Annotated in this window: 19 protein-coding genes; 13 read left to right on the top strand and 6 right to left on the bottom strand. The window is 70.0% G+C overall.

Annotated elements, in window-relative coordinates:
* Nucleotides 1-52: 52 nt before the first annotated feature.
* Entirely contained in the window at nt 53-970 is a 918-nt protein-coding gene (locus J0695_RS08465; RefSeq protein WP_206961252.1) for a glutamate ABC transporter substrate-binding protein, read from the bottom strand.
* Nucleotides 971-1,010: 40 nt separating this feature from the next.
* On the bottom strand, nt 1,011-1,787 hold the full coding sequence (locus tag J0695_RS08460; RefSeq protein ID WP_206961251.1) for an amino acid ABC transporter ATP-binding protein: 777 nt from the start codon (nt 1,785-1,787) through the stop codon (nt 1,011-1,013).
* A gap of 257 nt (nt 1,788-2,044) precedes the next feature.
* Here J0695_RS08460 and J0695_RS08455 point away from each other — a divergent pair, with 257 nt between their 5' ends.
* Nucleotides 2,045-2,755 (top strand): response regulator transcription factor, encoded by a 711-nt coding sequence (locus tag J0695_RS08455; RefSeq protein WP_206961250.1) that lies wholly within the window; start codon nt 2,045-2,047, stop codon nt 2,753-2,755.
* A 6-nt stretch (nt 2,756-2,761) separates the two neighbouring features.
* The gene (locus tag J0695_RS08450) at nt 2,762-4,153 is read left to right on the top strand and encodes a sensor histidine kinase (protein ID WP_206961249.1); all 1,392 of its coding nucleotides are present in this window, start codon (nt 2,762-2,764) and stop codon (nt 4,151-4,153) included.
* Between the two features lie 19 nt (nt 4,154-4,172).
* Here J0695_RS08450 and J0695_RS08445 read toward each other — a convergent pair whose 3' ends face one another.
* Nucleotides 4,173-5,168, bottom strand: a complete 996-nt coding sequence (locus tag J0695_RS08445) for a TAXI family TRAP transporter solute-binding subunit (protein ID WP_206961248.1) — start codon at nt 5,166-5,168, stop codon at nt 4,173-4,175.
* Between the two features lie 79 nt (nt 5,169-5,247).
* Here J0695_RS08445 and miaB point away from each other — a divergent pair, with 79 nt between their 5' ends.
* Nucleotides 5,248-6,735, top strand: a complete 1,488-nt coding sequence (gene miaB / locus J0695_RS08440; protein ID WP_206961247.1) for a tRNA (N6-isopentenyl adenosine(37)-C2)-methylthiotransferase MiaB — start codon at nt 5,248-5,250, stop codon at nt 6,733-6,735.
* Nucleotides 6,736-6,799: 64 nt separating this feature from the next.
* On the top strand, nt 6,800-7,519 hold the full coding sequence (locus J0695_RS08435; RefSeq protein WP_206961246.1) for a class III extradiol ring-cleavage dioxygenase family protein: 720 nt from the start codon (nt 6,800-6,802) through the stop codon (nt 7,517-7,519).
* 131 nt (nt 7,520-7,650) lie between these two features.
* Here J0695_RS08435 and J0695_RS08430 read toward each other — a convergent pair whose 3' ends face one another.
* Together J0695_RS08430 and J0695_RS08425 are read right to left on the bottom strand one after the other, a co-directional pair.
* Nucleotides 7,651-7,893 (bottom strand): antitoxin, encoded by a 243-nt coding sequence (locus tag J0695_RS08430; RefSeq protein ID WP_206961245.1) that lies wholly within the window; start codon nt 7,891-7,893, stop codon nt 7,651-7,653.
* A gap of 28 nt (nt 7,894-7,921) precedes the next feature.
* Nucleotides 7,922-8,152: a hypothetical protein gene (locus J0695_RS08425; RefSeq protein WP_206961244.1), complete on the bottom strand. Its 231-nt coding sequence runs from the start codon at nt 8,150-8,152 to the stop codon at nt 7,922-7,924.
* Nucleotides 8,153-8,333: 181 nt separating this feature from the next.
* Between J0695_RS08425 and miaA the strand changes: the two genes are divergently transcribed.
* The 6 genes from miaA to hflX all read left to right on the top strand — a co-directional run bounded on the left by miaA (nt 8,334) and on the right by hflX (nt 16,218).
* Entirely contained in the window at nt 8,334-9,272 is a 939-nt protein-coding gene (gene miaA, locus J0695_RS08420; RefSeq protein WP_206961243.1) for a tRNA (adenosine(37)-N6)-dimethylallyltransferase MiaA, read from the top strand.
* A 106-nt stretch (nt 9,273-9,378) separates the two neighbouring features.
* Entirely contained in the window at nt 9,379-9,846 is a 468-nt protein-coding gene (locus J0695_RS08415) for a hypothetical protein (RefSeq protein WP_206961242.1), read from the top strand.
* Between the two features lie 52 nt (nt 9,847-9,898).
* On the top strand, nt 9,899-10,789 hold the full coding sequence (gene dapF, locus J0695_RS08410; RefSeq protein WP_206961241.1) for a diaminopimelate epimerase: 891 nt from the start codon (nt 9,899-9,901) through the stop codon (nt 10,787-10,789).
* A gap of 146 nt (nt 10,790-10,935) precedes the next feature.
* Nucleotides 10,936-13,038: a RelA/SpoT family protein gene (locus J0695_RS08405; protein WP_206961240.1), complete on the top strand. Its 2,103-nt coding sequence runs from the start codon at nt 10,936-10,938 to the stop codon at nt 13,036-13,038.
* Nucleotides 13,039-13,107: 69 nt separating this feature from the next.
* On the top strand, nt 13,108-14,577 hold the full coding sequence (locus J0695_RS08400; protein WP_206961239.1) for a M1 family metallopeptidase: 1,470 nt from the start codon (nt 13,108-13,110) through the stop codon (nt 14,575-14,577).
* 126 nt (nt 14,578-14,703) lie between these two features.
* On the top strand, nt 14,704-16,218 hold the full coding sequence (hflX, locus tag J0695_RS08395) for a GTPase HflX (protein WP_206961238.1): 1,515 nt from the start codon (nt 14,704-14,706) through the stop codon (nt 16,216-16,218).
* 79 nt (nt 16,219-16,297) lie between these two features.
* Here the strand turns inward: hflX and J0695_RS08390 are convergent, their stop codons facing one another.
* A complete protein-coding gene (locus J0695_RS08390; RefSeq protein WP_206961237.1) occupies nt 16,298-17,464 on the bottom strand; it encodes a trypsin-like serine peptidase in 1,167 nt (388 codons plus the stop codon).
* Nucleotides 17,465-17,718: 254 nt separating this feature from the next.
* On the opposite strand from J0695_RS08390, the gene J0695_RS08385 reads away from it, so the two are divergent.
* The 3 genes from J0695_RS08385 to J0695_RS08375 are packed head-to-tail and all read left to right on the top strand — an operon-like array spanning nt 17,719 to nt 21,734.
* Nucleotides 17,719-19,080, top strand: coding sequence for a diaminobutyrate--2-oxoglutarate transaminase (locus tag J0695_RS08385; protein ID WP_206961236.1), 1,362 nt, complete (start codon nt 17,719-17,721; stop codon nt 19,078-19,080).
* Between the two features lie 29 nt (nt 19,081-19,109).
* Nucleotides 19,110-20,954 (top strand): IucA/IucC family protein, encoded by a 1,845-nt coding sequence (locus J0695_RS08380; RefSeq protein WP_206961235.1) that lies wholly within the window; start codon nt 19,110-19,112, stop codon nt 20,952-20,954.
* Nucleotides 20,955-20,993: 39 nt separating this feature from the next.
* The gene (locus J0695_RS08375; protein ID WP_307798501.1) at nt 20,994-21,734 is read left to right on the top strand and encodes a GNAT family N-acetyltransferase; all 741 of its coding nucleotides are present in this window, start codon (nt 20,994-20,996) and stop codon (nt 21,732-21,734) included.
* Nucleotides 21,735-21,860: the final 126 nt, after the last annotated feature.

Genomic DNA, 21,860 nt, shown 5'->3' with positions numbered 1-21,860 from the left:
GCGCCCCGTAACGGTGTACGGGGCGCTTCGGCGAAGAGGTGAAGAGCTGTGATCAGTACTTCACGGGGGCGGGCGGCGCGACGTACGGCGAACCCGAGAGACCGAGGGTCGCGTCGTAGATCTTCTTGTAGGTGCCGTCCTGCTCGTGCTTGGTCAGCGCGGCGTCGAGGAAGTCGCGCAGCGCCTTGTCGTCCTTGTTCATGCCGATGCCGTACGGCTCCTCGGTGAACGGCTGGCCGACGACCTCGAGCTTGGTCGGGTTCTTCGCCGCGTAACCCTTGAGGATCGCGTCGTCGGTGGTGACCGCGTCGACCTGCTGGGTCAGCAGCTGCTGGACACAGTCCGAGTACTTGGCGAGCGAGACGGTCTTCGCCTGGTACTGCGGCTTCTTGATCTCCTCGAGCGGCGTGGAACCGACGATCGAGCAGACCGTCTTGCCCTTGAGGGTGTCCTTGGTGATGCCCTTCTCGTCCTTGCGGATCAGAAGGTCGGCACCGGCCTTGTAGTACGGCCCCGCGAAGCCGACGAGCTTCTTGCGCTTGTCGTTGATCGTGTACGTACCGGCGTAGATGTCGACCTGACCACCGGAGATGGCGGTCTCACGCACCCCGGAGTCGACCGTCTTCCACTCGATCTGGTCCTTCGAGAAGCCCAGATCGGCGGCGAGCATCGTGGCGATCTCGATGTCGAAGCCCGTGCGCACCTTGGTCGACTGGTCCTCGAAGCCGAGGTACGGCTGGTCGGCCTTGGCGCCGATGACCAGCTTGCCGCGCTTCTTGGCGGCCTTGAGGGTCGCGGAGTCGAGGGTGACGTCCTTTGCGACGGTGTACGTCGGCAGGACGGGCGCGCCTGAGGCGCCCGGCTGGGCGGACTGCTTGTCGCCGGCGGAACCGGACTTGCCACCGCACGCGGCGGTGGTCAGCGCGAGCACGGAGATCGCCGCGATGGCGGCGGACTTACGGAACTTCATGGTGAACATCCCTTGTATTGACGGACGTTGGCTTCGGGCGTCAGTGGTGCAGGATCTTCGACAAGAAGTCCTTGGCCCGGTCACTGCGCGGGTTGCTGAAGAACTGGTCGGGCACGGCTTCTTCGACGATCTTTCCGTCGGCCATGAAGACGACCCGGTTGGCGGCGGAGCGTGCGAAACCCATCTCGTGGGTGACGACGACCATCGTCATACCGTCGCGTGCCAGCTGTTGCATGACCTCCAGAACCTCGTTGATCATCTCAGGGTCGAGCGCCGAAGTGGGCTCGTCGAAGAGCATGACCTTGGGGTCCATCGCCAACGCCCGCGCGATCGCCACGCGTTGCTGCTGACCGCCGGAGAGCTGTGCCGGGTACTTGTCCGCCTGCGAGCCGACACCCACCCGGTCGAGCAGCGCCCGGGCCTTGGTCTCGGCGGCCTTCTTCTCGGTCTTGCGCACCTTGACCTGGCCCAGCATGACGTTCTGCAGGACCGTCTTGTGTGCGAAGAGGTTGAACGACTGGAAGACCATGCCGACGTCGGCGCGCAGCCGGGCCAGCTCCCTGCCCTCCTGGGGCAGCGGCTTTCCGTCGATCGAGATGGCGCCCGAGTCGACTGTCTCCAGGCGGTTGATGGTGCGGCACAGTGTGGACTTGCCGGACCCGGAGGGTCCGATCACGACCACGACCTCGCCACGGGCGATGGTCAGATCGATGTCCTGGAGCACATGCAGCGCGCCGAAGTGCTTGTTGACGTTGCTCAGTACGACCAGGTCGTCCGCCACCGGCTGGGCGTCCTTGGTCACTGACACTCCGCTCATCGGCTTGTTGCTCCGTCCTCTGTCGGTTGCGAGGACCTTAGTGACAGCCTGCCACCAGCGTCATTACATCTGAGGGGAAATTGAGCATCACGATCCGGTTACTTGCGGCCACTGCGGGTGAAGAAGGCAGGCAGCGGCGTACCGGCTGCATAACGGAACCGGTACTCAGGGGGATGTCCCTTGACTGGCCGGGCGTCCATCGGCGTGGATGCGTGAGTAGGTATGGAGTGTGACCGGAGTGCGACGGAAGGGGGACCATGAGACTGCTGCTTGTCGAGGACGACGACCACGTCGCCGCGGCCCTCTCCGCGATCCTCGCGAAGCACGGCTTCAAGGTGGTGCACGCGCGCAGCGGCGAAGAGGCGCTGCAGGCGCTGCTGCCGGCCGCGCACGAGCCTTTCGGCGTCATCCTGCTCGACCTGGGCCTTCCTGACCAGGACGGCTACGAGGTCTGCGGCAAGATCCGCAAGCGCTCCTCGATCCCGGTGATCATGGTGACCGCGCGGGCCGACGTCCGCTCCCGTATCCACGGCCTCAACCTGGGCGCCGACGACTATGTGGTGAAGCCGTATGACACCGGGGAGCTGATCGCCCGGATCCACGCGGTCATCCGCCGTCCGCCGCCGGCCGGTGGCGCCGGTCGGGGCGACAGTGAACTGTGGCTCGGGCCCGTGCAGATCGAGCTGCCCACCCGCAGGGTCAGTGTCGAAGGCAGCGAAGTCCAGCTCACCCGCAAGGAGTTCGACCTGCTCGCGCTGCTCGCCCAGCGGCCCGGGGTCGTCTTCCGCAGGGAGCAGATCATCAGTGAGGTGTGGCGCACCAGCTGGGAGGGGACCGGACGCACGCTCGAGGTGCACGTGGCGTCCCTGCGCTCCAAGCTGCGCATGCCCGCACTGATCGAGACCGTGCGCGGCGTCGGCTACCGGCTCGTCGCCCCGGCCGCCCCCGCCACACCCCAAGGTACGTAACTCCCGGTGCGCACCCGTCTCCTCCCGCTGCTCATCGTCCTCATGGCAGGCGTGCTGCTCGCGCTCGGCTTCCCGCTCGCCGTCAGCGTGGCCGCCGCGCAGCAGCAGAAAGTGGTCGTCGACCGGATCGACGACACGGCGCGCATCGCCGCCGAGGCGCAGTTCGTCACGGAGGTACCGGCCGTCGAGGCGGAACGGCGCGCCAGGCTCCAGGACGAACTCGTCCGCTATCAGAAGGTGTACGGGATCAGGGCCGGGGTCTTCAGCCGTGACGGTGTTGCCCTGACCAACGCGCCGACGGACTGGGGGGTTCCCGGCGAGGGCGAGGGACGCCAGGCCTTCCAGGAGGCGCTCGCCAGTCGTCGCAGTCACGATCCCTCCCAGGTGTGGCCCTGGCAGCGCGGGCGCCTGGTGGTCGCGTCCCCGGTCGTCAGGAACGGCGATGTGATCGCGGTCGTGATGACCGACTCGCCGACGGGGGAGATGCGTTCGAGGATCCTGCACGGCTGGCTGCTGATCGGCGGGGGGCTGGTCGCGGCGATGCTGGTGGCGGTCGGCGCGGCCTTCCGGCTGACGGGCTGGGTGCTCCTTCCCGTACGGATCCTGGACGCGGCGACCCACGGCATAGCGACCGGGCGGATGAACTCACGCGTCGCACCCGGTGGCGGTCCGCCGGAACTCCGGAGGCTGGCCCGGTCGTTCAACGAGATGGCGGACAACGTCGAGGCCGTACTGGAGCAGCAGCGAGCCTTCGTCGCCGACGCCTCGCACCAGCTCCGCAACCCCCTGGCGGCGCTGCTGCTCCGGATCGAACTCCTCGCGCTCGAACTCCCCGAGGGCAACGAGGAGATCGCCTCGGTGCGCACCGAGGGCAAGCGCCTCGCCCAGGTCCTCGACGACCTGCTGGGCCTGGCGCTGGCCGAGCACGCCGGTGCGGAGATACGGCTCACCGACATCGGCGCGCTGACGGGCGAGCGAGTCGCCGCCTGGCGCCCGCTCGCGGTCGACAAGGGGGTACGGATCACCGAGGACGGCGCCGCGGCCGTCACCGCCTGGGCGGACCCGATCGCGCTGTCCAGCGCCCTGGACGCGGTGATCGACAACGCCCTGAAATTCACCCCCGGCGGCGGGGAGGTCAAGGTCACCGTCGCCGCCGACGGCTCCGCCTCCACGATCACCGTCTCCGACGAGGGCCCCGGCCTGACCGAGGACGAACTGGCCAGGATCGGCGACCGCTTCTGGCGCTCGAACCGCCACCAGAACATCAAGGGCTCGGGCCTGGGCCTGTCGATCTCACGGGCCCTGCTCGCCGCGGGCGGCGGTTCCATCTCGTACGGGAAGAACACTCCGCACGGGCTGCGCGTGACCGTGACGGTGCCGCGCAGCGCGCCCTCCTAGGTGCGGTGAAGCCCTAGGGCTAGGGCTTCACCGACCGGTAGTAGCGCCGGGCCCCTTCGTGCAGCGGCAGCGGATCGGTATAGATCGCGGTGCGTACGTCCACCAGCTGCGCGGCGTGCACCTGGCGGCCGATGGTGTCCCGGCTGCGTATCACGGTGCGGGTGAAGTCCTCGGTCAGCCGTACATCCGTGCGGTCGGCGGTGATCAGGATGTTCGCCACGGCGAGCGTCGGCACGGAGCCCTGGTTGCGCGCCGCGGGGTAGGCGTCGGCGGGCATCACGGCCGACCGGTAGTAGCGCGTGGGCTCCCCGCCCCGGTGCAGCGGCGCCACCAGGTCGTCGAGCGGAACCAGCCGTACCGGAAAGCGCTCGGTCAGCAGGCGAACCGCGTTGGTGGGCAGCCCGCCCGACCAGAAGAAGGCATCGATCTTCCCCTCCTCCAGCAGCCGCGGCGCGGTGTCGATCCCGGCCTTCACCGGGGTGATGTCCTTCTGCGGATCGACGCCTGCGGCCCGCAGCATCCGCTCGGCGATCAGGCGTACACCCGAGCCGTCCTGCCCCACAGCCACGCGCAGTTTCCGCAGTTCAGAGGTTCGGCGCACCTTCGAACTGTCCGCCACGACGAGCTGTATGTAGTCGTCGTACAGCCGTGCGCAGCCGCGCAGCCGGTCCGCACCCGGCTTGCCGTTACGGACGTAGTCGTCGACGGCGTCGGCGGTGGCGACGGCGAAGTCCGCCGTGCCCGCCGCCACCCGCGAGATGTTCTGCTGCGAGCCCTGGCTGGTCTGCAGGCTGACCTTGACGTTCGGCAGATCCTGGGCGAGCGCTTCGCGCAGCATGGTGCCGTACGTCTGGTAGACCCCGGTCGGCACACCGGTGCTGAAACTGAGACGGCCGCTGGGGGAGGACGAGCCGAAAGGCATCAGCCACCACATCAGCAGCCCGAGGACCACGAGGGCGGCTGCGGAGCCCTGCAGGGCGCGGCGCCTGCCGATGCGGGTGAGTGCCTGGAACATGCGCGCGATCCTGCCAGTTCGTTCCCCGAAAGGACCAGGGGGTACGGAGCGGCGGGCGCCCCGTACCCTGGTGTACGAGATGAGTGCGAAGACCTACGAGGTGCGCACCTACGGGTGCCAGATGAACGTCCACGACTCCGAGCGGCTCTCGGGTCTCCTTGAGGGCGCCGGTTACGTCCGCGCGCCCAAGGACGCCGACGGGGATGCCGATGTCGTCGTTTTCAACACCTGCGCGGTGCGGGAGAACGCCGACAACAAGCTGTACGGCAATCTCGGCAGGCTTGCGCCGATGAAGACCAAGCGGCCAGGCATGCAGATCGCCGTCGGCGGCTGCCTCGCGCAGAAGGACCGCGACACGATCGTGGACCGGGCGCCCTGGGTCGACGTCGTCTTCGGTACGCACAACATCGGCAAGCTGCCGGTGCTGCTTGAGCGCGCCCGCATCCAGGAAGAGGCGCAGGTCGAGATCGCCGAATCCCTGGAGGCGTTCCCCTCGACGCTGCCCACGCGGCGCGAGAGCGCGTACGCGGCCTGGGTCTCCATCTCCGTCGGCTGCAACAACACCTGCACCTTCTGCATCGTTCCCGCGCTGCGCGGCAAGGAGAAGGACCGCCGCCCCGGCGACATCCTCGCCGAGATCGAGGCGCTGGTCTCCGAGGGCGTCAGCGAGATCACCCTGCTCGGCCAGAACGTGAACGCGTACGGGTCCGACATCGGCGACCGCGAGGCCTTCTCCAAGCTGCTGCGCGCCTGCGGGAAGGTCGAGGGCCTGGAGCGGGTCCGCTTCACCTCGCCGCACCCGCGCGACTTCACCGACGACGTGATCGCGGCGATGGCCGAGACCCCGAACGTCATGCCGCAGCTCCATATGCCGATGCAGTCGGGTTCGGACACGATCCTGAAGGCGATGCGCCGCTCGTACCGCCAGGACCGCTTCCTGGGGATCATCGAGAAGGTGCGCGAAGCGATCCCGCACGCCGCCATCTCCACCGACATCATCGTGGGCTTCCCCGGCGAGACCGAGGAGGACTTCGAGCAGACGATGCACGCGGTCCGCGAGGCGCGCTTCGCCAACGCCTTCACCTTCCAGTACTCCAAGCGTCCGGGCACGCCCGCGGCGACCATGGAGGGGCAGATCCCCAAGGAGGTCGTACAGGAGCGCTACATGCGCCTCTCCGTCCTCCAGGAGGAGATCTCCTGGAACGAGAACAAGACGCAGGTCGGCCGCACCGTCGACGTCATGGTCGCGGAGGGCGAGGGCCGCAAGGACGGCGCCACGCACCGTCTGTCGGGCCGCGCACCCGACAACCGCCTTGTCCATTTCAGCAAGCCGGAGCAGGACGTACGCCCCGGCGACGTCGTCACGGTCGAGATCACGTACGCGGCTCCGCACCACCTCCTCGCGGAGGGCGCGCCTCTCGCCGTACGCCATACGCGCTCCGGCGACGCCTGGGAGAGGCGCACCGCGGCGCCGGCCCAGCAGGCACCGGGCGTCATGCTCGGTCTGCCGAAGATCGGGGTGCCCGAGCCGCTGCCCGCGGCCACGGGCGGCTGCTCCGCCGGCTGACCGGCACATCGCTCCGGCACACCGCTCCGGCACACCGTTCCCGCCGCACAGTAGGCTGCCGATCATGCTCGTAGCCGCCGCCGTCTGCCCCTGCCCGCCGCTGCTCGTGCCCGAGGTCGCTGCCGGTGCCGCGCCCGAGCTCGACGGTGCGCGGGACGCCTGTCTCGACGCCATCGGGGTGCTGGCCGCCTCCCGGCCCGACCGGCTGGTCGTCGTCGGGCCCGCAGGCCCCGAGGGGCAGGGGCCGTATCCGCAGGGTGCCGCCGGGTCCTTCGGCGGGTTCGGAGTAGATCTTCAGGTGCGGCTCGGCGCCGCCGACCCGGCCGCCGAAACGCCGGAGGGCGAGCTTCCGACGTCGCTCGCCGTGGCGGCCTGGCTGCTCACGCGCGCCGGCTGGGCCGACGCGCCCCTGGAGGCGCTGGGCGTGGACGAATCCCTCGCCACCGACCGCTGCCTGGAGGCCGGCCGCGGACTGGCCGCAGGCGCCGGGCGCGTCGCGCTGCTGGTGATGGGCGACGGGAGCGCCTGCCGCACGCTCAAGGCGCCGGGTTACCTGGACGAGCGAGCCACCGCGTTCGACACGGCGGCGGCTCTGGCGCTGGGCACGGCGGACACCGCGGCGCTCGCGGCGCTGGACGCGTCACTGGCGTACGAACTCAAGGTCGCGGGCCGTGCGCCCTGGCAGGTGCTCGCAGGGGCCGCGGAGGGCGTACGGCTGGGCGGACAGCTGCTGTACGAGGATGCTCCGTACGGCGTCGGGTACTTCGTCGCCGCCTGGTCCTAGCGCCGCTCACGGCCGCGGACCCGGCGAAAGCCCCCGGACACGGCGACAGGCCCCGGACGCGGCGACAGGCCCCGGACGCGGCGACAGGCTGCGGAGCACAGCGCTCCGCAGCCTTCCGTCGGTGGTGTGGTTCAGGCGGCAGGCGGCGGGGTGCCCGTGCCGTCCTCCTTGTTCGAGAGGCGGCCCAAAGCGTCCTTCGCCTTGTCCGTACCGGTCCCGATCTTGTCGCTGTACTTGCCCTTGGTCTTGGAGTCGACCGTCTGGGCGGCTTTGTCCAGGCCTTGTTCGATCTTGTCCCCGTGCTGCTGGGCGAGGTCGGAGACCTTGTCCTTAGCGGGTGCGAGCTTGGCCTTCAGGTTGTCCAGAAATCCCATGGGACACATCTTCCCTCTCGAAGGGACTTTACGTGCGGGCGCCCTCGCCGGCTTCATTGTCGGCGGCCGCAGCGGCGGACTGCTGCTTGGGAATCTCGATTCCCTCCGCAACGGCAACCTCGGTGGCACCGGCCTCCTCGGCCGCTTCCGCTTCGCCCTCCGCCTCCGGCTCGGCCGTCAGCGTGGCGACCGTCGTGTCTGCGGTGGACTCCTCGGCTGCGGCCTTGGATTTCCGGCTGAACCGTGCAAAAACGCCCATATCTACTCCATACCGTACTCGTGAGAGCGAAGTTCCGCGCCACCCGGAGCGCCTCATTGCGTCGCCCGGGGGAACCGGTCCGCAAACCGGCGGGCGGATCCTCGCAACGGGAAACGAAGCCGGAGTCGGGCCGTCACGTAGCTCGTTCGGGGAGTGGCCCGGGGTTTGCGAGACTGGGGACGTGAGAACTGCAGCTCCCGCACCGCGGGTCATCGCCGTCGTCGGCCCCACCGCGGCCGGAAAGTCCGATCTGGGCGTCGCGCTCGCCCGGCATTTCGGGGGTGAGGTCGTCAACGCGGACTCCATGCAGCTCTACCGGGGGATGGACATCGGCACCGCCAAGCTGACGCTTCCCGAGCGCGAAGGCGTCCTGCACCGGCTCCTGGACATCTGGGACGTGACCGAGGCGGCCAGCGTCGCCGAGTATCAGCGTCTGGCCCGCACGGAGATCGACAGGCTGCTCGCCGAGGGCCGTACGCCGGTCCTGGTCGGCGGCTCCGGTCTGTATGTACGTGGTGCCATCGACGCCCTGGAGTTCCCCGGCACCGATCCGGTCGTACGCGCCCGGCTGGAGGAGGAGCTGACACTCCGCGGGCCCGGTGCGCTGCACGCGCGCCTGGCCGCGTCCGACCCGGAGGCCGGGCGGGCGATCCTGCCCAGCAACGGCCGCCGTATCGTCCGCGCTCTTGAGGTGATCGAGATCACCGGCAAGCCCTTCACCGCCAATCTGCCCGGTCACGATTCCGTGTACGACACCGTGCAGATCGGCGTCGACGTCGCCCGCCCCGAGCTGGACGAGCGCATCGCGCTGCGCGTCGACCGGATGTGGGAGGCGGGACTGGTGGACGAGGTGAAGGCGCTGGACGCGCAGGGACTGCGCGAGGGGCGCACGGCGTCACGTGCGCTCGGGTACCAGCAGGTGCTCGCGGCGCTCGCGGGGGAGTGCACCGAGGACGAGGCGCGCGCCGAGACCGTACGCGCCACCAAGCGCTTCGCGCGCCGCCAGGACTCCTGGTTCCGCCGAGACCCCCGTGTGCACTGGCTGAGCGGCGCCGTCGAGCACCGTGCGGAACTCCCGCACCAGGCACTGGCGTTGGTCGAACGAGCGGTTACAGCCTGATCACGTGATGGCATCGGGACGCTCCGGCCGTCAATCCGGAGCCCCCGAGCGTGCCATCATCGAGCTGCGATCGACAGTGAAGTCCGAGTTGGGAGGGCGCGTGGCGATGGAGGCCGGCCCTCGCGACAGAGAGCGCGATACGGAACAGGGCGACCAGAGCACACCTGGAGTACCGGAGGAAGCGGTACGGCTGAGTCCGGACGGGCCCGATCCCCTGGACATGTCAGCGGTGGCGCCCGAGGTCGAGGTCGAGCTGCGCCCGCAGCGCAGGCTGCGGATCTGGCAGCTCGCGCCCATCGTGATCCTCGCGGCCGTCGGCTCGCTGATGTTCGCCTTCCCGCTCGCCTTCGAATTCGGTGACGGCGGTCCGGTCGTCGCCATGCTGGGACTCCTGATCAGCTGCTGCGCGGCAGGCTGGGGTCTGATGGCCGCCCGCCGGGTGGGCTACACCCTGCCGGGACTGCCCGCCAAGGGATCCGGTGAGCGCCCCGACTGGCGGGTCGCCGGGCTCTACACCGTCACGGCGTGCGCACTGGTCGCACTGGCCGTGTGGCGGGTCGCCCGGCTCCGCTGAGGCGACAGGCGCGCCTCCCTCGCCGTCGGCGTTGTCACTGCCCTCTCGTACGATGGAGCGCGTGAGAACCACTGCGCAGCTCGCCTTCCTCAAGGGTCACGGGACCGAGAACGACTTCGTGATCGTCCCCGACCCGGACAACACCGTCGACCTGCCCGCTTCCGCCGTCGCCGCACTCTGCGACCGCCGGGCCGGCATCGGCGGGGACGGCCTGCTGCATGTCGTACGGTCCGCCGCGCACCCCGAGGCGCGGACGATGGCCGGCGAGGCCGAATGGTTCATGGACTACCGCAACGCGGACGGCTCGACCGTCGAGATGTGCGGCAACGGAGTGCGCGTTTTCGCCCGCTATCTGCAGCGCGCCGGTCTTGTCGAGGACGGCGACATCGCGGTCGCCACCCGCGGCGGCGTGAAGCAGGTGCATCTGGCCAAGGGCGACGACGGGGACATCACGGTCTCCATGGGGCGCGCCGTGCTGCCCGAGGACGGAGTGACGGTCACCGTCGGCGGCCGCAGCTGGCCCGCGCGCAACGTGAACATGGGCAACCCGCACGCCGTGGCCTTCGTAGAGGACCTCGAGCACGCCGGAGACCTGTACACCGCGCCGGCCTTCAGCCCGGCCGCCGTCTATCCGACGGGGGTCAATGTCGAGTTCGTCGTGGACCGGGGCGAGCGCCATGTCGCGATGCGGGTGCACGAGCGTGGCGCCGGCGAGACCAGGTCCTGCGGTACGGGCGCCTGTGCCGTGGCGGTGGCCGCCGCCCGCAGGGACGGGGTCGACCCTTCGGTCACCGGCGCCCCGGTGACGTACACCGTGGATGTGCTCGGCGGACGGCTGATGATCACCGAGCGGCCGGACGGCGGGATCGAGATGACAGGTCCTGCCGTGATCGTGGCAGCTGGCACGATCGATGCCGACTGGTGGGAAACGGCTCTCGACTGACTTTCGCTCGAATGGGTGATCAGTTTCACGCTGAGCGAGAGTAGGACTGCGCCCCGTGGTGGGCTCGGTAGCATCAAGCACCGGCCCTCAGGCGTTTTCGCAGCCTGACAGTCGCCGGTCGATGGCCGACACTGCCGGAGGTGCCCATGAGTGCAGAGGCCACCAATCCTGGTGCCCCAAGCCGCCGACGCGGCCGCCCCAGGATCGACCTCCGCAGGCTGGGCCGGGCCGCGCTGCTCGGTCCTGTCTCCCGGGGCGGACTGTCCGACGCCATCGGCCATGTCGCCGAGGCGCATCGCGCCCATCACCCCGATGCCGATCTGGCCGTCCTGCACAAGGCGTACGTACTTGCCGAGACCTCGCACCGCGGACAGATGCGCAAGAGCGGCGAGCCGTACATCACGCATCCGCTGGCAGTGACGCTGATCCTCGCCGAACTGGGCGCCGAGACCACGACCCTGACTGCCTCCCTCCTCCACGACACCGTCGAGGACACGGAAGTGACGCTCGATCAGGTGCGGGAGCAGTTCGGCGCCGAGGTCTGTTTCCTGGTCGACGGCGTCACCAAGCTGGAGAAGGTCGACTACGGCGCCGCCGCCGAACCCGAGACCTTCCGCAAGATGCTCGTCGCCACCGGCAATGACGTCCGCGTCATGTCGATCAAGCTCGCCGACCGGCTGCACAACATGCGCACCCTGGGCGTGATGCGCCCCGAGAAGCAGGCCCGGATCGCCAAGGTCACCCGTGACGTACTGATCCCGCTGGCCGAACGGCTCGGCGTACAGGCGCTCAAGACCGAGCTGGAGGACCTGGTCTTCGCGATCCTCCATCCCGAGGAGTACGAGCACACCCGCGCCCTCATCGCCGCCGACGCGGCGACCCCCGATCCCCTCGCCGCCATCTCCGACGAGGTCCGAGCGGTGCTGCGCGACGCGGGCATCAGCGCCGAAGTCCTGATCAGGCCACGGCACTTCGTCTCGGTGCACCGGGTGCGGATCAAACGCGGCGAACTGCGTTCGACGGACTTCGGGCGCCTCCTGGTGCTCGTCGGCGAGGACGCCGACTGCTACGCGGTGCTCGGCGAGCTGCACACCTGTTTCACCCCGGTGATCTCGGAGTTCAAGGACTTCATCGCCACCCCCAAGTTCAACCTGTACCAGTCGCTGCACACGGCGGTCGCCAGCCCCGACGGCTCGGTCGCCGAGGTCCTCATCCGTACGCACCAGATGCACAAGGTCGCCCAGGCGGGTGTCGTCGCGCTCGGCAATCCGTACGCCCCCCTGGAAGCGGCGGTGTCCGCGGAACCCGCGGAGGACGGCGAACGCGCCGACCCGACGCGGCCCGGCTGGCTCTCACGGCTCCTCGACTGGCAGGAGTCCGCCCCCGACCCCGACACCTTCTGGTCCACGCTCCGCGCCGACCTGGCGCAGGACCGGGAGATCACCGTCTTCCGCTCCGACGGCTCCATGCTGGGGCTGCCGGCCGGAGCGAGCTGTGTCGACGCCGCCTACGCCCAGTACGGCGAGGCGGCGCACGCCTGTATCGGGGCGCGGGTCAACGGCCGCCTGGCCACCCTCAGCACGGTGCTCGGCGACGGGGACAGCGTGCAGCTCCTGATCGCCCAGGACGCCACTTCGGGGCCCTCACCCGACTGGCTCGACCACGCACGTACACCCGGCGCGCGGATCGCCATCACCGGCTGGCTGGCCGCACACCCGGAGGGCGCGTCCGCGCCGGCGGCGGCCCCGCGCAGGCCCGTCGCGGAGGCGGCGGCCGGTGACGCGGTGCGGCCGGCGGGCGCCCACGCCGTCGTCGACCTGCCGGATGCGACCGTACGGCTCGCGGGCTGCTGCACGCCTGTGCCGCCCGACGCCGTCACCGGATTCGCGGTGCGCGGCGGCGCCGTCACCGTGCACCGCGACGGCTGCTCGGCCGTGGCCAGGATGAGGTCGGTGGGACGGGACCCCGTCGGGGTGCGCTGGCGGGCCACCGGAGAGGTCAGGGTCACGCTGGTCGCCGAGGCCTTCGGTCGCCCGCACTTGCTGGCCGACCTCACCGAGGCCATTGCCACCGCGGGCGCCGCGGTCGTATCGGCCACGGTGGAACCGCCGAGCGAGCAGCGCGTACGCCACACGTACACCCTCCAACTGCCGGACTCGGCAGGGCTTCCCGCGCTGATGCGCACCATGCGTGATGTGGCAGGGGTGTACGACGTGAGCCGCGCCGCCCAGCATCCGGCCACCGCCTGAGAACCTCGTTCGGGTGGTACGGCGCGAGTCGCCACAGCCTGTGCCGTGCGCGCTGGTAGCCGTAAACGCATGCTGCACACCTCTCGGCCCTCCGGACGACGGCTGCGCGCCGGTCTGCTGGCCGCCGCATCGGCCGCCCTCATCGCCGCCGCCCTGCCCGCACCCGCCCCGCTGGGTATCGGCGATCCGCTCTACCCGGAACTCGGCAACCCCGGCTACGACGTCCTCTCGTACGACATCGGCCTCACCTACGGAGGCTCCAACACCAAGCCCCTGTCCGCCGTCACCGTCATCGACGCACGGGCCACCGAGGCCCTGGACCGCGTCAATCTGGACTTCACGCACGGCAAGGTCGCCTCCGTCGAGGTGAACGGAGCCCGCGCCGAGTTCGCGACGACCGGCGAGGACCTGGTCGTGACCCCGGCCGATCCTCTGCCCGCGGGCTCCATTCTGCGGATCACCGTCCACCACACCAGCGACCCGGGCGGCAGCCAGGCCGGCGGCTGGGTGAAGACGGGCGACGGACTCGTCATGGCCAACCAGGCCGACGCCGCGCACCGGGTCTTCCCCTGCAACGACCACCCCTCCGACAAGGCCTTCTTCACTTTCCGAGTGACCGCGCCCAAGGGCGTCACCGCCGTCGCGAACGGATTGCCGCAGGGCCGGTGGACCCATGGGGAGCAGGTCACGTCGACGTACCGGACGATGCATCCGATGGCGACCGAACTGGCCCAGGTCTCCCTCGGGCGCTCGGTGGTCCTGCGCCGCACGGGGCCGCACGGACTGCCGGTGCGTGATGTGGTCCCCGCCGCGGACCGCACCACGCTGGAACCGTGGCTGAAGAAGACCCCCGGGCAGCTGGCCTGGATGGAGTCGAAGGTCGGGCGGTACCCCTTCGAGACGTACGGGGTCCTGATCGCGGACATGGACACCGGCTTCGAGCTGGAGACGCAGACGCTGTCGCTCTTCGAGCGCTCACTGTTCACCCAGCCCGGATACCCGCAGTGGTACGTCGACTCGATCATGGTCCACGAGCTGTCCCACCACTGGTTCGGCGACAGCGTGTCCCCGCACGCCTGGTCGGACCTGTGGCTCAACGAGGGCCACGCGACCTGGTACGAGGCGCTCTACGCGGAGGAGCAGGCCAAGCAGTCGATGGAGCGGCGTATGCGCAACGCGTACACCTATTCGGACGGCTGGCGCGCGGCGGGCGGACCGCCCGCCACCCCGCGCCGGGCGGCACCCGGGCAGCAGATCGGTATCTTCCGGCCCGTGGTGTACGACGGCAGCGCACTGGTGCTCTACGCGCTGCGCCAGGAGATCGGCAGGAGCGCGTTCGAGCAGCTGGAGCGGGCGTGGGTGAGCGAGTACCGGGACAGTTCGGCGAGCACCGCGGACTTCACGGCCCTGGCGTCGCGGGTCTCCGGGCGTGACCTCTCCGGATTCTTCCGGGCGTGGCTGTACGCGAAGAAGACGCCGCCCATGCCCGGCCACAAGGACTGGCGCAGCGACCCGGTGAAGGCGCCCCGAGCGGGGTAAAACCCGGGTGACGGTCCCGGCCGTGCCGTGCCACTATCGACAGGTCGTCGGCGCGGCCGGGAATCTTCCCAGGTCATCACGCGTTGTCACAGACACTGAAGAATTTCCTATCGACGTAAGGATCCAATGACCTCCTCTTCCTCCCCTTCCCAGGACGCGCGAGACGCCGAGAACGCCGAGAACGCGCAGAGCTTCAACGAGAGCCTTCGGGCCGATGCCCTGATGGAAGAGGACGTCGCCTGGAGCCACGAGATCGACGGAGAGCGGGACGGCGCCCAGTACGACCGTTCCGAGCGCGCGGCGCTGCGCCGCGTGGCGGGCCTCTCCACCGAGCTCGAGGACGTCACCGAGGTCGAGTACCGGCAGCTGCGCCTGGAGCGAGTGGTGCTGGTCGGTGTCTGGACCTCTGGCACTGCGCAGGACGCGGAGAACTCCCTCGCGGAGCTCGCCGCACTCGCCGAGACGGCGGGTGCGCAGGTCCTGGACGGTGTCGTACAGCGCCGTGACAAGCCGGACCCGGCCACGTACATCGGCTCGGGCAAGGCCCTGGAGCTGCGCGACATCGTGCTCGAGTCCGGGGCGGACACCGTCGTGTGCGACGGTGAGCTGAGCCCCGGCCAGTTGATCCATCTCGAGGATGTCGTCAAGGTCAAGGTGGTCGACAGGACCGCACTGATCCTCGACATCTTCGCCCAGCACGCCAAGTCCCGAGAGGGCAAGGCGCAGGTTTCGCTGGCGCAGATGCAGTACATGCTGCCCAGGCTCCGCGGTTGGGGTCAGTCGCTTTCGCGGCAGATGGGCGGCGCCGGATCCGGCGGTGGCGGCGGCATGGCCACGCGTGGTCCCGGTGAGACCAAGATCGAGACGGACCGTCGCCGTATCCGCGAGAAGATGGCGAAGATGCGCCGGGAGATCGCGGAGATGAAGACCGGCCGCGACATCAAGCGCCAGGAGCGCAAGCGCAACAAGGTGCCTTCGGTGGCGATCGCCGGATACACCAATGCAGGCAAGTCCTCGCTGCTCAACCGGCTCACCGGCGCGGGCGTGCTCGTGGAGAACTCACTGTTCGCCACCCTCGACCCGACCGTGCGCCGGGCCGAGACACCGGGCGGCCGGGTCTACACCCTGGCCGACACCGTCGGGTTCGTACGGCATCTGCCGCACCACCTCGTCGAGGCGTTCCGCTCCACGATGGAGGAGGTCGGTGACTCCGACCTGATCCTGCATGTGGTGGACGGCTCGCACCCGGTGCCCGAGGAGCAGCTCGCGGCCGTACGCGAGGTGTTCCGGGACGTCGGCGCGACCGATGTGCGCGAGATCGTCGTGATCAACAAGGCGGACGCGGCCGATCCGGTCGTACTGCAGCGGCTGCTGCGCACCGAGCGCCACGCCATCGCGATCTCGGCCCGTACGGGCGCGGGGATCCCGGAGCTGCTCGCGATCATCGACGCCGAACTGCCGCGCCCGCAGGTGGAGCTCGAGGCACTCGTGCCGTACACGCACGGAGGGCTGGTCGCCCGCGCCCACACCGAGGGTGAGGTGATCTCCGAGGAGCACACCCCGGAGGGCACCCTGCTCAAGGCGCGGGTGCACGAGGAACTGGCCGCGGACCTGGCGCAGTACGTGCCGGCGAAGCGCTGACGATCCCGCTGCTCGCACACAGCCCGAAGGCCCGCACCCCTCAGGGGATGCGGGCCTTCGGCCGTTCGTGCAGCAGGTTCTACTGGTTGGCGAACTTCTTGCTCTCCGCCTCGTAGACGTCCTTGGCCTCCTTGCCGAGGCGCGGACCGGCCAGCCAGCCGGCCGTCACCGGGCCGATCGAAGTGTTGGACACCAGCGTGGGCTGACCGTCCTGGCCCGAGGTGAGCCAGCCGCCGCCGGAGGAACCACCGGTCATGGTGCAGCCCAGGCGGTACATCGTCGGGTCGTTCTGCACGATCGAGAGACGGCCCGGCTTGTCGACGCAGCGGAACAGCTTCTGGCCGTCGAAGGGCGCTGCTGCCGGATAGCCGTTCGCCGACATGCTGGCGATCTTCGGCACGGCAGGCGCGTTGAAGTCCACCGCGACAGCCGAACCGGTCGTCTCCTCAAGGGACTTGGTCGACCCCTTCTCGGGGGTCACGTGCAGTACCGCGAAGTCGTACGGGGCTCCCTGGCCGCCGGTCGGGCCGCCGCCCGCGATCCACTGATCGGAGGTCAGCGCCCCGTTGGCCCAGAAGACGCCGTACGGAGCGAGCTGCTCCCTGGTCGGCTTCGGCAGCTGAGCGGCCGTCTTGCCGCCGTCGTTGTACGACGGCACGAAGGCGATGTTGCGGTACCAGCCGCCCTTGGCGCCCGCGTGGACGCAGTGGCCCGCGGTCCACACCAGGTTGGACTTGCCGGGGTGGGCCGGGTCCTTCACCACGGTGCCCGAGCAGACCGCCGAGCCCTCAGGGGTGTCGAAGAGAATCTTGCCGAGCGCAGGAAGACTGCTGTGGTACGGGGAGCTGAGGGCCTGCGCGTTCACGGGGGCCGGGGTCGGGTCGGTGACGCCCTTGTCGCCCGAGATGTCGTTGGCGACGGGCTTCTGCGGCTGCTTGTCCGCACCCTTCATCCGGTCCGGGTCCCAGAGACCGTCGATGATCGGGTTGATGAAGTCCTGGGCCTCACGCAGCCACTTGTCTCTGTCCCAGTTCTTCCACTCGCCGTTCTTCCACTTGTCCAGGTCGAAGCCGTGCTCCTTCAGCCGCTCCTTGATGTCGTCCGGGATCTGGATCCCGTCGGACGAGGAGGCCGAACTGCTGGGCTTGGACCCGGCGTTGTCGTCGCCCGGGCCGCAAGCGGTGGCGGCGAGAGCCAGTACGGCAGTCAGGCCAACTGCTGCCAAGGCTGGGCGTATCGGTCGCATGTCTTGTTTCCCCCTGGGACTTCGTTTCATCTGAACTGCGGCACCTCGGTGCCGAATTGCCGGATCCACTATGCCGTGCCGTTGGGGACGGCGTGCGGGAGGGTCGTGGTTCCGCCACCGCAAGGATCTTCCGACATACCCGTGATCCCACGGCGCCCGCGTCGTTGGTACGTACGGGGGATCTCCGGGCTGCGCTCACGACCGGGGTGCAACAGGAGTACGAGAAGACCGTTACAGCGGGAGGACCGAAAACCGTGGCCGTGACCGAGGGGATCGCGCACGAGGGAATCCTTCGGCGCCAGTCGCTGCGCGAGTCAGCCGCGCGCACCTACGCGCGGTCGCTTCCCATCGTGCCCGTGCGGGCACGCGGACTGACGATCGAGGGTGCGGACGGGCGGCGGTATCTCGACTGTCTCTCCGGTGCCGGGACCCTGGCCCTGGGCCACAACCACCCGGTGGTCCTCGAAGCGATCAAGAAGGTCATCGACTCGGGGGCCCCGCTCCACGTCCTGGACCTCGCCACACCCGTCAAGGACGCGTTCACCACCGAGCTGTTCGCCACCCTGCCGCCCGGGCTCGCGGACAACGCACGCGTGCAGTTCTGCGGACCGGCCGGTACGGACGCGGTCGAGGCCGCGCTGAAACTGGTCCGTACGGCGACCGGGCGCAGCGGGATGCTCGCCTTCACCGGTGCGTACCACGGCATGACCGAGGGCGCCCTGGCCGCATCGGGAGGCGCTCCGGACGTCCGCGTGACCCGGCTGCCGTACCCCCAGGAGTACCGATGCCCCTTCGGCGTCGGCGGTGAACGCGGCGCCGAACTCTCGGCCCGCTGGACCGAGAGTCTCCTCGACGACCCCAAGAGCGGGGTGGCCCCACCGGCCGGGATGATCCTCGAACCGGTGCAGGGCGAAGGCGGTGTGATTCCCGCGCCCGACGATTGGCTGCGGCGGATGCGCCGGATCACCGAGGACCGCTCGATCCCGCTGATCGCCGACGAGGTACAGACCGGAGTGGGGCGCACCGGCACCTTCTGGGCGGTGGAGCACAGCGGGATCGTCCCCGACGTGATGGTCCTCTCCAAGGCCATCGGCGGCTCCCTCCCCCTCGCTGTCGTCGTCTACCGCTCCGAGCTGGACGCCTGGGAGCCGGGCGCGCACGCAGGCACCTTCCGCGGCAATCAACTCGCCATGGCGGCCGGCGCCGCCACCCTCGGATACGTCCGGGAGAACCGCCTCGCGGAGCGCGCGGCCACCCTCGGCACCCGCATGCTCGGACGGCTCCAGGGTCTGGCCGCCGACCACCTCAGCATCGGCGATGTCCGCGGCAAGGGCCTCATGATCGGCATCGAGCTCGTCGACCCGGAGGCGGAAGACCTGACCGCCCCGGGCCCGGCCCCCGCCGACCCCGCTCTGGCCGCCGCCGTCCAGCGGGAGTGCCTGGACCGCGGCCTCATCGTCGAACTCGGTGGACGCCACAGCAGTGTCGTACGGCTGCTCCCGCCGCTCACGATCACCGACGAACAGGCCGAGGCCGTACTGGACCGGCTCGCCGATGCCCTGACCGCCGCCGAACGCTCACTCCACCGACCCCACGAGACCGGGCCATCGCACTGACCCCGGACGACCTCTCAAGGAAGCCCTCCGTGAACCCCAGCCCCGCACCCGATGCGCCCGAGGCCGACAGCCGTCCCACCGCCCCCGGCCGGCTCGCGGTCGAACCGGCGGTGGTACCGCGCCAGAAGTCGGGGTCCCGGCCGGCGGACGACCTCCTCGACGACCCGGATCCGCACACCGCGGCGGAGGCCGCGGCCGTCGAGAACCTGCTGCGCTGCTGGGTACGGGAGAACGACCTCGCCCGACCGGACGGACCCACCCTGCGCATCCCGCTCCACGCCAGCGGCACCGCCCTCCTGGCGCCCGTCAGGTACTGGTCGGCCACCGGATGGCACCGCTTCGGCAGGCCGGCGCTGGAGAGCGGCCCGCACGGCGCCCCGGCCGCCGACGCCGTCACCGTCGCCGCCCTGCTCGGCCGTGAGGCGGGTCAGTCGGAGAGCTCCGAGCTGGTGGGCCGCGTCGCCGATTCGGTGCGCCGGACAGCGGCCTTCATCGCCGACCGCCGTGCCAGCCCCGGCCCCGCCGCCGACGCGGACCTTTTCCTCGACGCCGAACAGTCCCTCCTCCTCGGCCACCCCCTGCACCCCACTCCGAAGAGCAGGGAAGGCCTTTCCGACGCCGAAAGCCGCCTCTACTCACCCGAGTTGTACGGCTCCTTCCCCCTGCACTGGATGGCGGTGGACCAGTCCGTCCTGGCGCAGGACTCCGCCTGGACCGAGCGCGGACGCACCGTCCCCGCCGGCCAGCTGGCGCTCCGCCTTGCCGGTGACCTCCAACTCCCCGCGGGCACCGTGCCGCTGCCCCTGCACCCGTGGCAGGCCCGCGACCTGGCCCACCGCCCCGCCGTCACCGCGCTCCTCGACGCGGGCCTCCTGCACGACCTCGGACCGCACGGGGACAACTGGCACCCCACCTCTTCGGTACGGACCGTCCACCGGCCCGGGGTCCCGGTCATGCTCAAGCTCTCGCTCGGCCTTCGCATCACCAACTCCCGCAGGGAGAACCTCCGTAAGGAGCTCCACCGGGGCGTCGAGGTCCACCGGCTGCTGCGCGGCGGACTCGCCGAGGCGTGGCAGGCGGCCCACCCCTGCTTCGACATCGTCCGCGACCCGGCCTGGCTCGCCGTCGACACCCCGGAGGGGGAGCCTCTTCCCGGCCTCGACGTCGTACTGCGCCACAACCCGTTCGGCCCCGGCGACGACGCCGTCTGCATCGCCGGGCTCACCGGGCTGCGTCCCTGGCCCGGCAGGACCGGGATGCACTCGCGCCTTGCCGACATCGTGATCCGGCTCGCCGCCCGGACCGGACGTCCCACCGGGGCTGTCGCCGCCGAGTGGTTCCTGCGCTACCTCGACCACGTCGTACGCCCCATCCTCTGGCTCGACGGCACCGCGGGCATCGCCCTCGAAGCCCACCAGCAGAACACCCTGGTCCTGCTCGACCCCGAAGGCTGGCCCGTCGGCGGCCGCTATCGCGACAACCAGGGCTACTACTTCAGGGAGTCCCACCGCGACTCCCTGGAACAACGCCTCCCTTCCATCGGCGCCGTCAGCGACACGTTCGTCCCCGACGCCGTCACCGACGAACGCTTTGCCTACTACCTCGGCATCAACAACGTCCTGGGTCTGATCGGGGCCTTCGGCGCCCAGCACCTCGCCGACGAACGCCTGCTCCTCGCCGCCCTCCGCCGATTCCTCGCCAAGGCGACCACCCTCGGCTCCCCGCTGCCGGCACTGCTCCTCGACACCCCCGTACTGCGTACCAAGGCCAATCTGCTGACCAGGCTGCACGGACTCGATGAACTCGTCGGCCCCGTCGACACCCAATCCGTCTACGTCACCCTCACCAACCCCCTTCACTCCACTGGGACATGACCCCACCCGACATCAGAATGTGAAATGAGGAACGTCGCCGTGCCTCCCACCGATGCGAGCACCGATACCGGAACCAGTCCCGGTCCCCACCCCGACGGGGGCCCCGAGGACACCCTGGATCTGAGGCTGCCCGAAGAACTGCTCGCACTCATGCGGGACACGGAGCCGGCGACCGCTCCCCAGACCGACCAGCAGGGGCCGCGCACGGACGACCTCCTCGACATCCCGTCCGCATGGGGACCCGCGACCACGTCCGCCGGCGTCTTCCGCCTCGCCCCCGTCCGCCTCGACCGCGACCTCGCGCTCATCAGCCGCTGGATGAACGATCCCGCCGTCGCAGCCTTCTGGGAGCTTCCCGGCCCCGAGTCGGTCACCGCCGCGCATCTGCGCTCCCAACTCGACGGCGACGGACGAAGCGCTCCTTGTATGGGCGTGCTGGACGGGACGCCCATGAGCTACTGGGAGATCTACCGAGCGGACCTCGATCCGCTCGCCCGGCACTATCCCGCCCGCCCCCATGACACCGGCCTTCACCTCCTCATCGGTGGTGTCGCCGACCGCGCCCACGGCCTCGGCACCACGCTGCTGCGCGCCGTCTCCGACCTGGTCCTCGACCACCGCCCGCGCTGCGCACGCGTCATCGCGGAACCCGATCTCCGCAACACCCCCTCCGTCGCCGCCTTCCTCAGCGCCGGATTCCGCTTTTCCGCGGAGGTCGATCTCCCCGACAAACGAGCCGCTCTGATGATCCGTGACCGGGCCTTCCGTCATCTGATGTGACCCCCCATACGAAGTGCCGCCCCTAAGTGACCGACCTGCGAAGTGACCCGCCTGCGAAGTGACCCGCCTGCTGAGTGACCGACCTGCTGCCTTGGATACACCGCTCGTCCCGAATCGGTTCCACCC

The sequence above is a fragment of the Streptomyces beijiangensis genome (assembly GCF_017315755.1).
In the GTDB taxonomy this organism is placed as follows: Bacteria; Actinomycetota; Actinomycetes; order Streptomycetales; family Streptomycetaceae; genus Streptomyces; species Streptomyces beijiangensis.
The sequence above is the reverse complement of the archived record's forward strand: the minus strand, read 5'-3'. Positions and strand labels throughout refer to the sequence as shown.

Coding starts and splice junctions, on each gene's coding strand:
- J0695_RS08465 (WP_206961252.1), bottom strand. CDS start 970: ATGAAGTTCCGTAAGTCCGCCGCCATCGCGGCGATCTCCGTGCTCGCG.
- J0695_RS08460 (WP_206961251.1), bottom strand. CDS start 1,787: ATGAGCGGAGTGTCAGTGACCAAGGACGCCCAGCCGGTGGCGGACGAC.
- J0695_RS08455 (WP_206961250.1), top strand. CDS start 2,045: ATGAGACTGCTGCTTGTCGAGGACGACGACCACGTCGCCGCGGCCCTC.
- J0695_RS08445 (WP_206961248.1), bottom strand. CDS start 5,168: ATGTTCCAGGCACTCACCCGCATCGGCAGGCGCCGCGCCCTGCAGGGC.
- miaB (WP_206961247.1), top strand. CDS start 5,248: ATGAGTGCGAAGACCTACGAGGTGCGCACCTACGGGTGCCAGATGAAC.
- J0695_RS08435 (WP_206961246.1), top strand. CDS start 6,800: ATGCTCGTAGCCGCCGCCGTCTGCCCCTGCCCGCCGCTGCTCGTGCCC.
- J0695_RS08430 (WP_206961245.1), bottom strand. CDS start 7,893: ATGGGATTTCTGGACAACCTGAAGGCCAAGCTCGCACCCGCTAAGGAC.
- J0695_RS08425 (WP_206961244.1), bottom strand. CDS start 8,152: ATGGGCGTTTTTGCACGGTTCAGCCGGAAATCCAAGGCCGCAGCCGAG.
- J0695_RS08415 (WP_206961242.1), top strand. CDS start 9,379: ATGGAGGCCGGCCCTCGCGACAGAGAGCGCGATACGGAACAGGGCGAC.
- dapF (WP_206961241.1), top strand. CDS start 9,899: ATGGAGCGCGTGAGAACCACTGCGCAGCTCGCCTTCCTCAAGGGTCAC.
- J0695_RS08405 (WP_206961240.1), top strand. CDS start 10,936: ATGAGTGCAGAGGCCACCAATCCTGGTGCCCCAAGCCGCCGACGCGGC.
- J0695_RS08400 (WP_206961239.1), top strand. CDS start 13,108: ATGCTGCACACCTCTCGGCCCTCCGGACGACGGCTGCGCGCCGGTCTG.
- hflX (WP_206961238.1), top strand. CDS start 14,704: ATGACCTCCTCTTCCTCCCCTTCCCAGGACGCGCGAGACGCCGAGAAC.
- J0695_RS08390 (WP_206961237.1), bottom strand. CDS start 17,464: ATGCGACCGATACGCCCAGCCTTGGCAGCAGTTGGCCTGACTGCCGTA.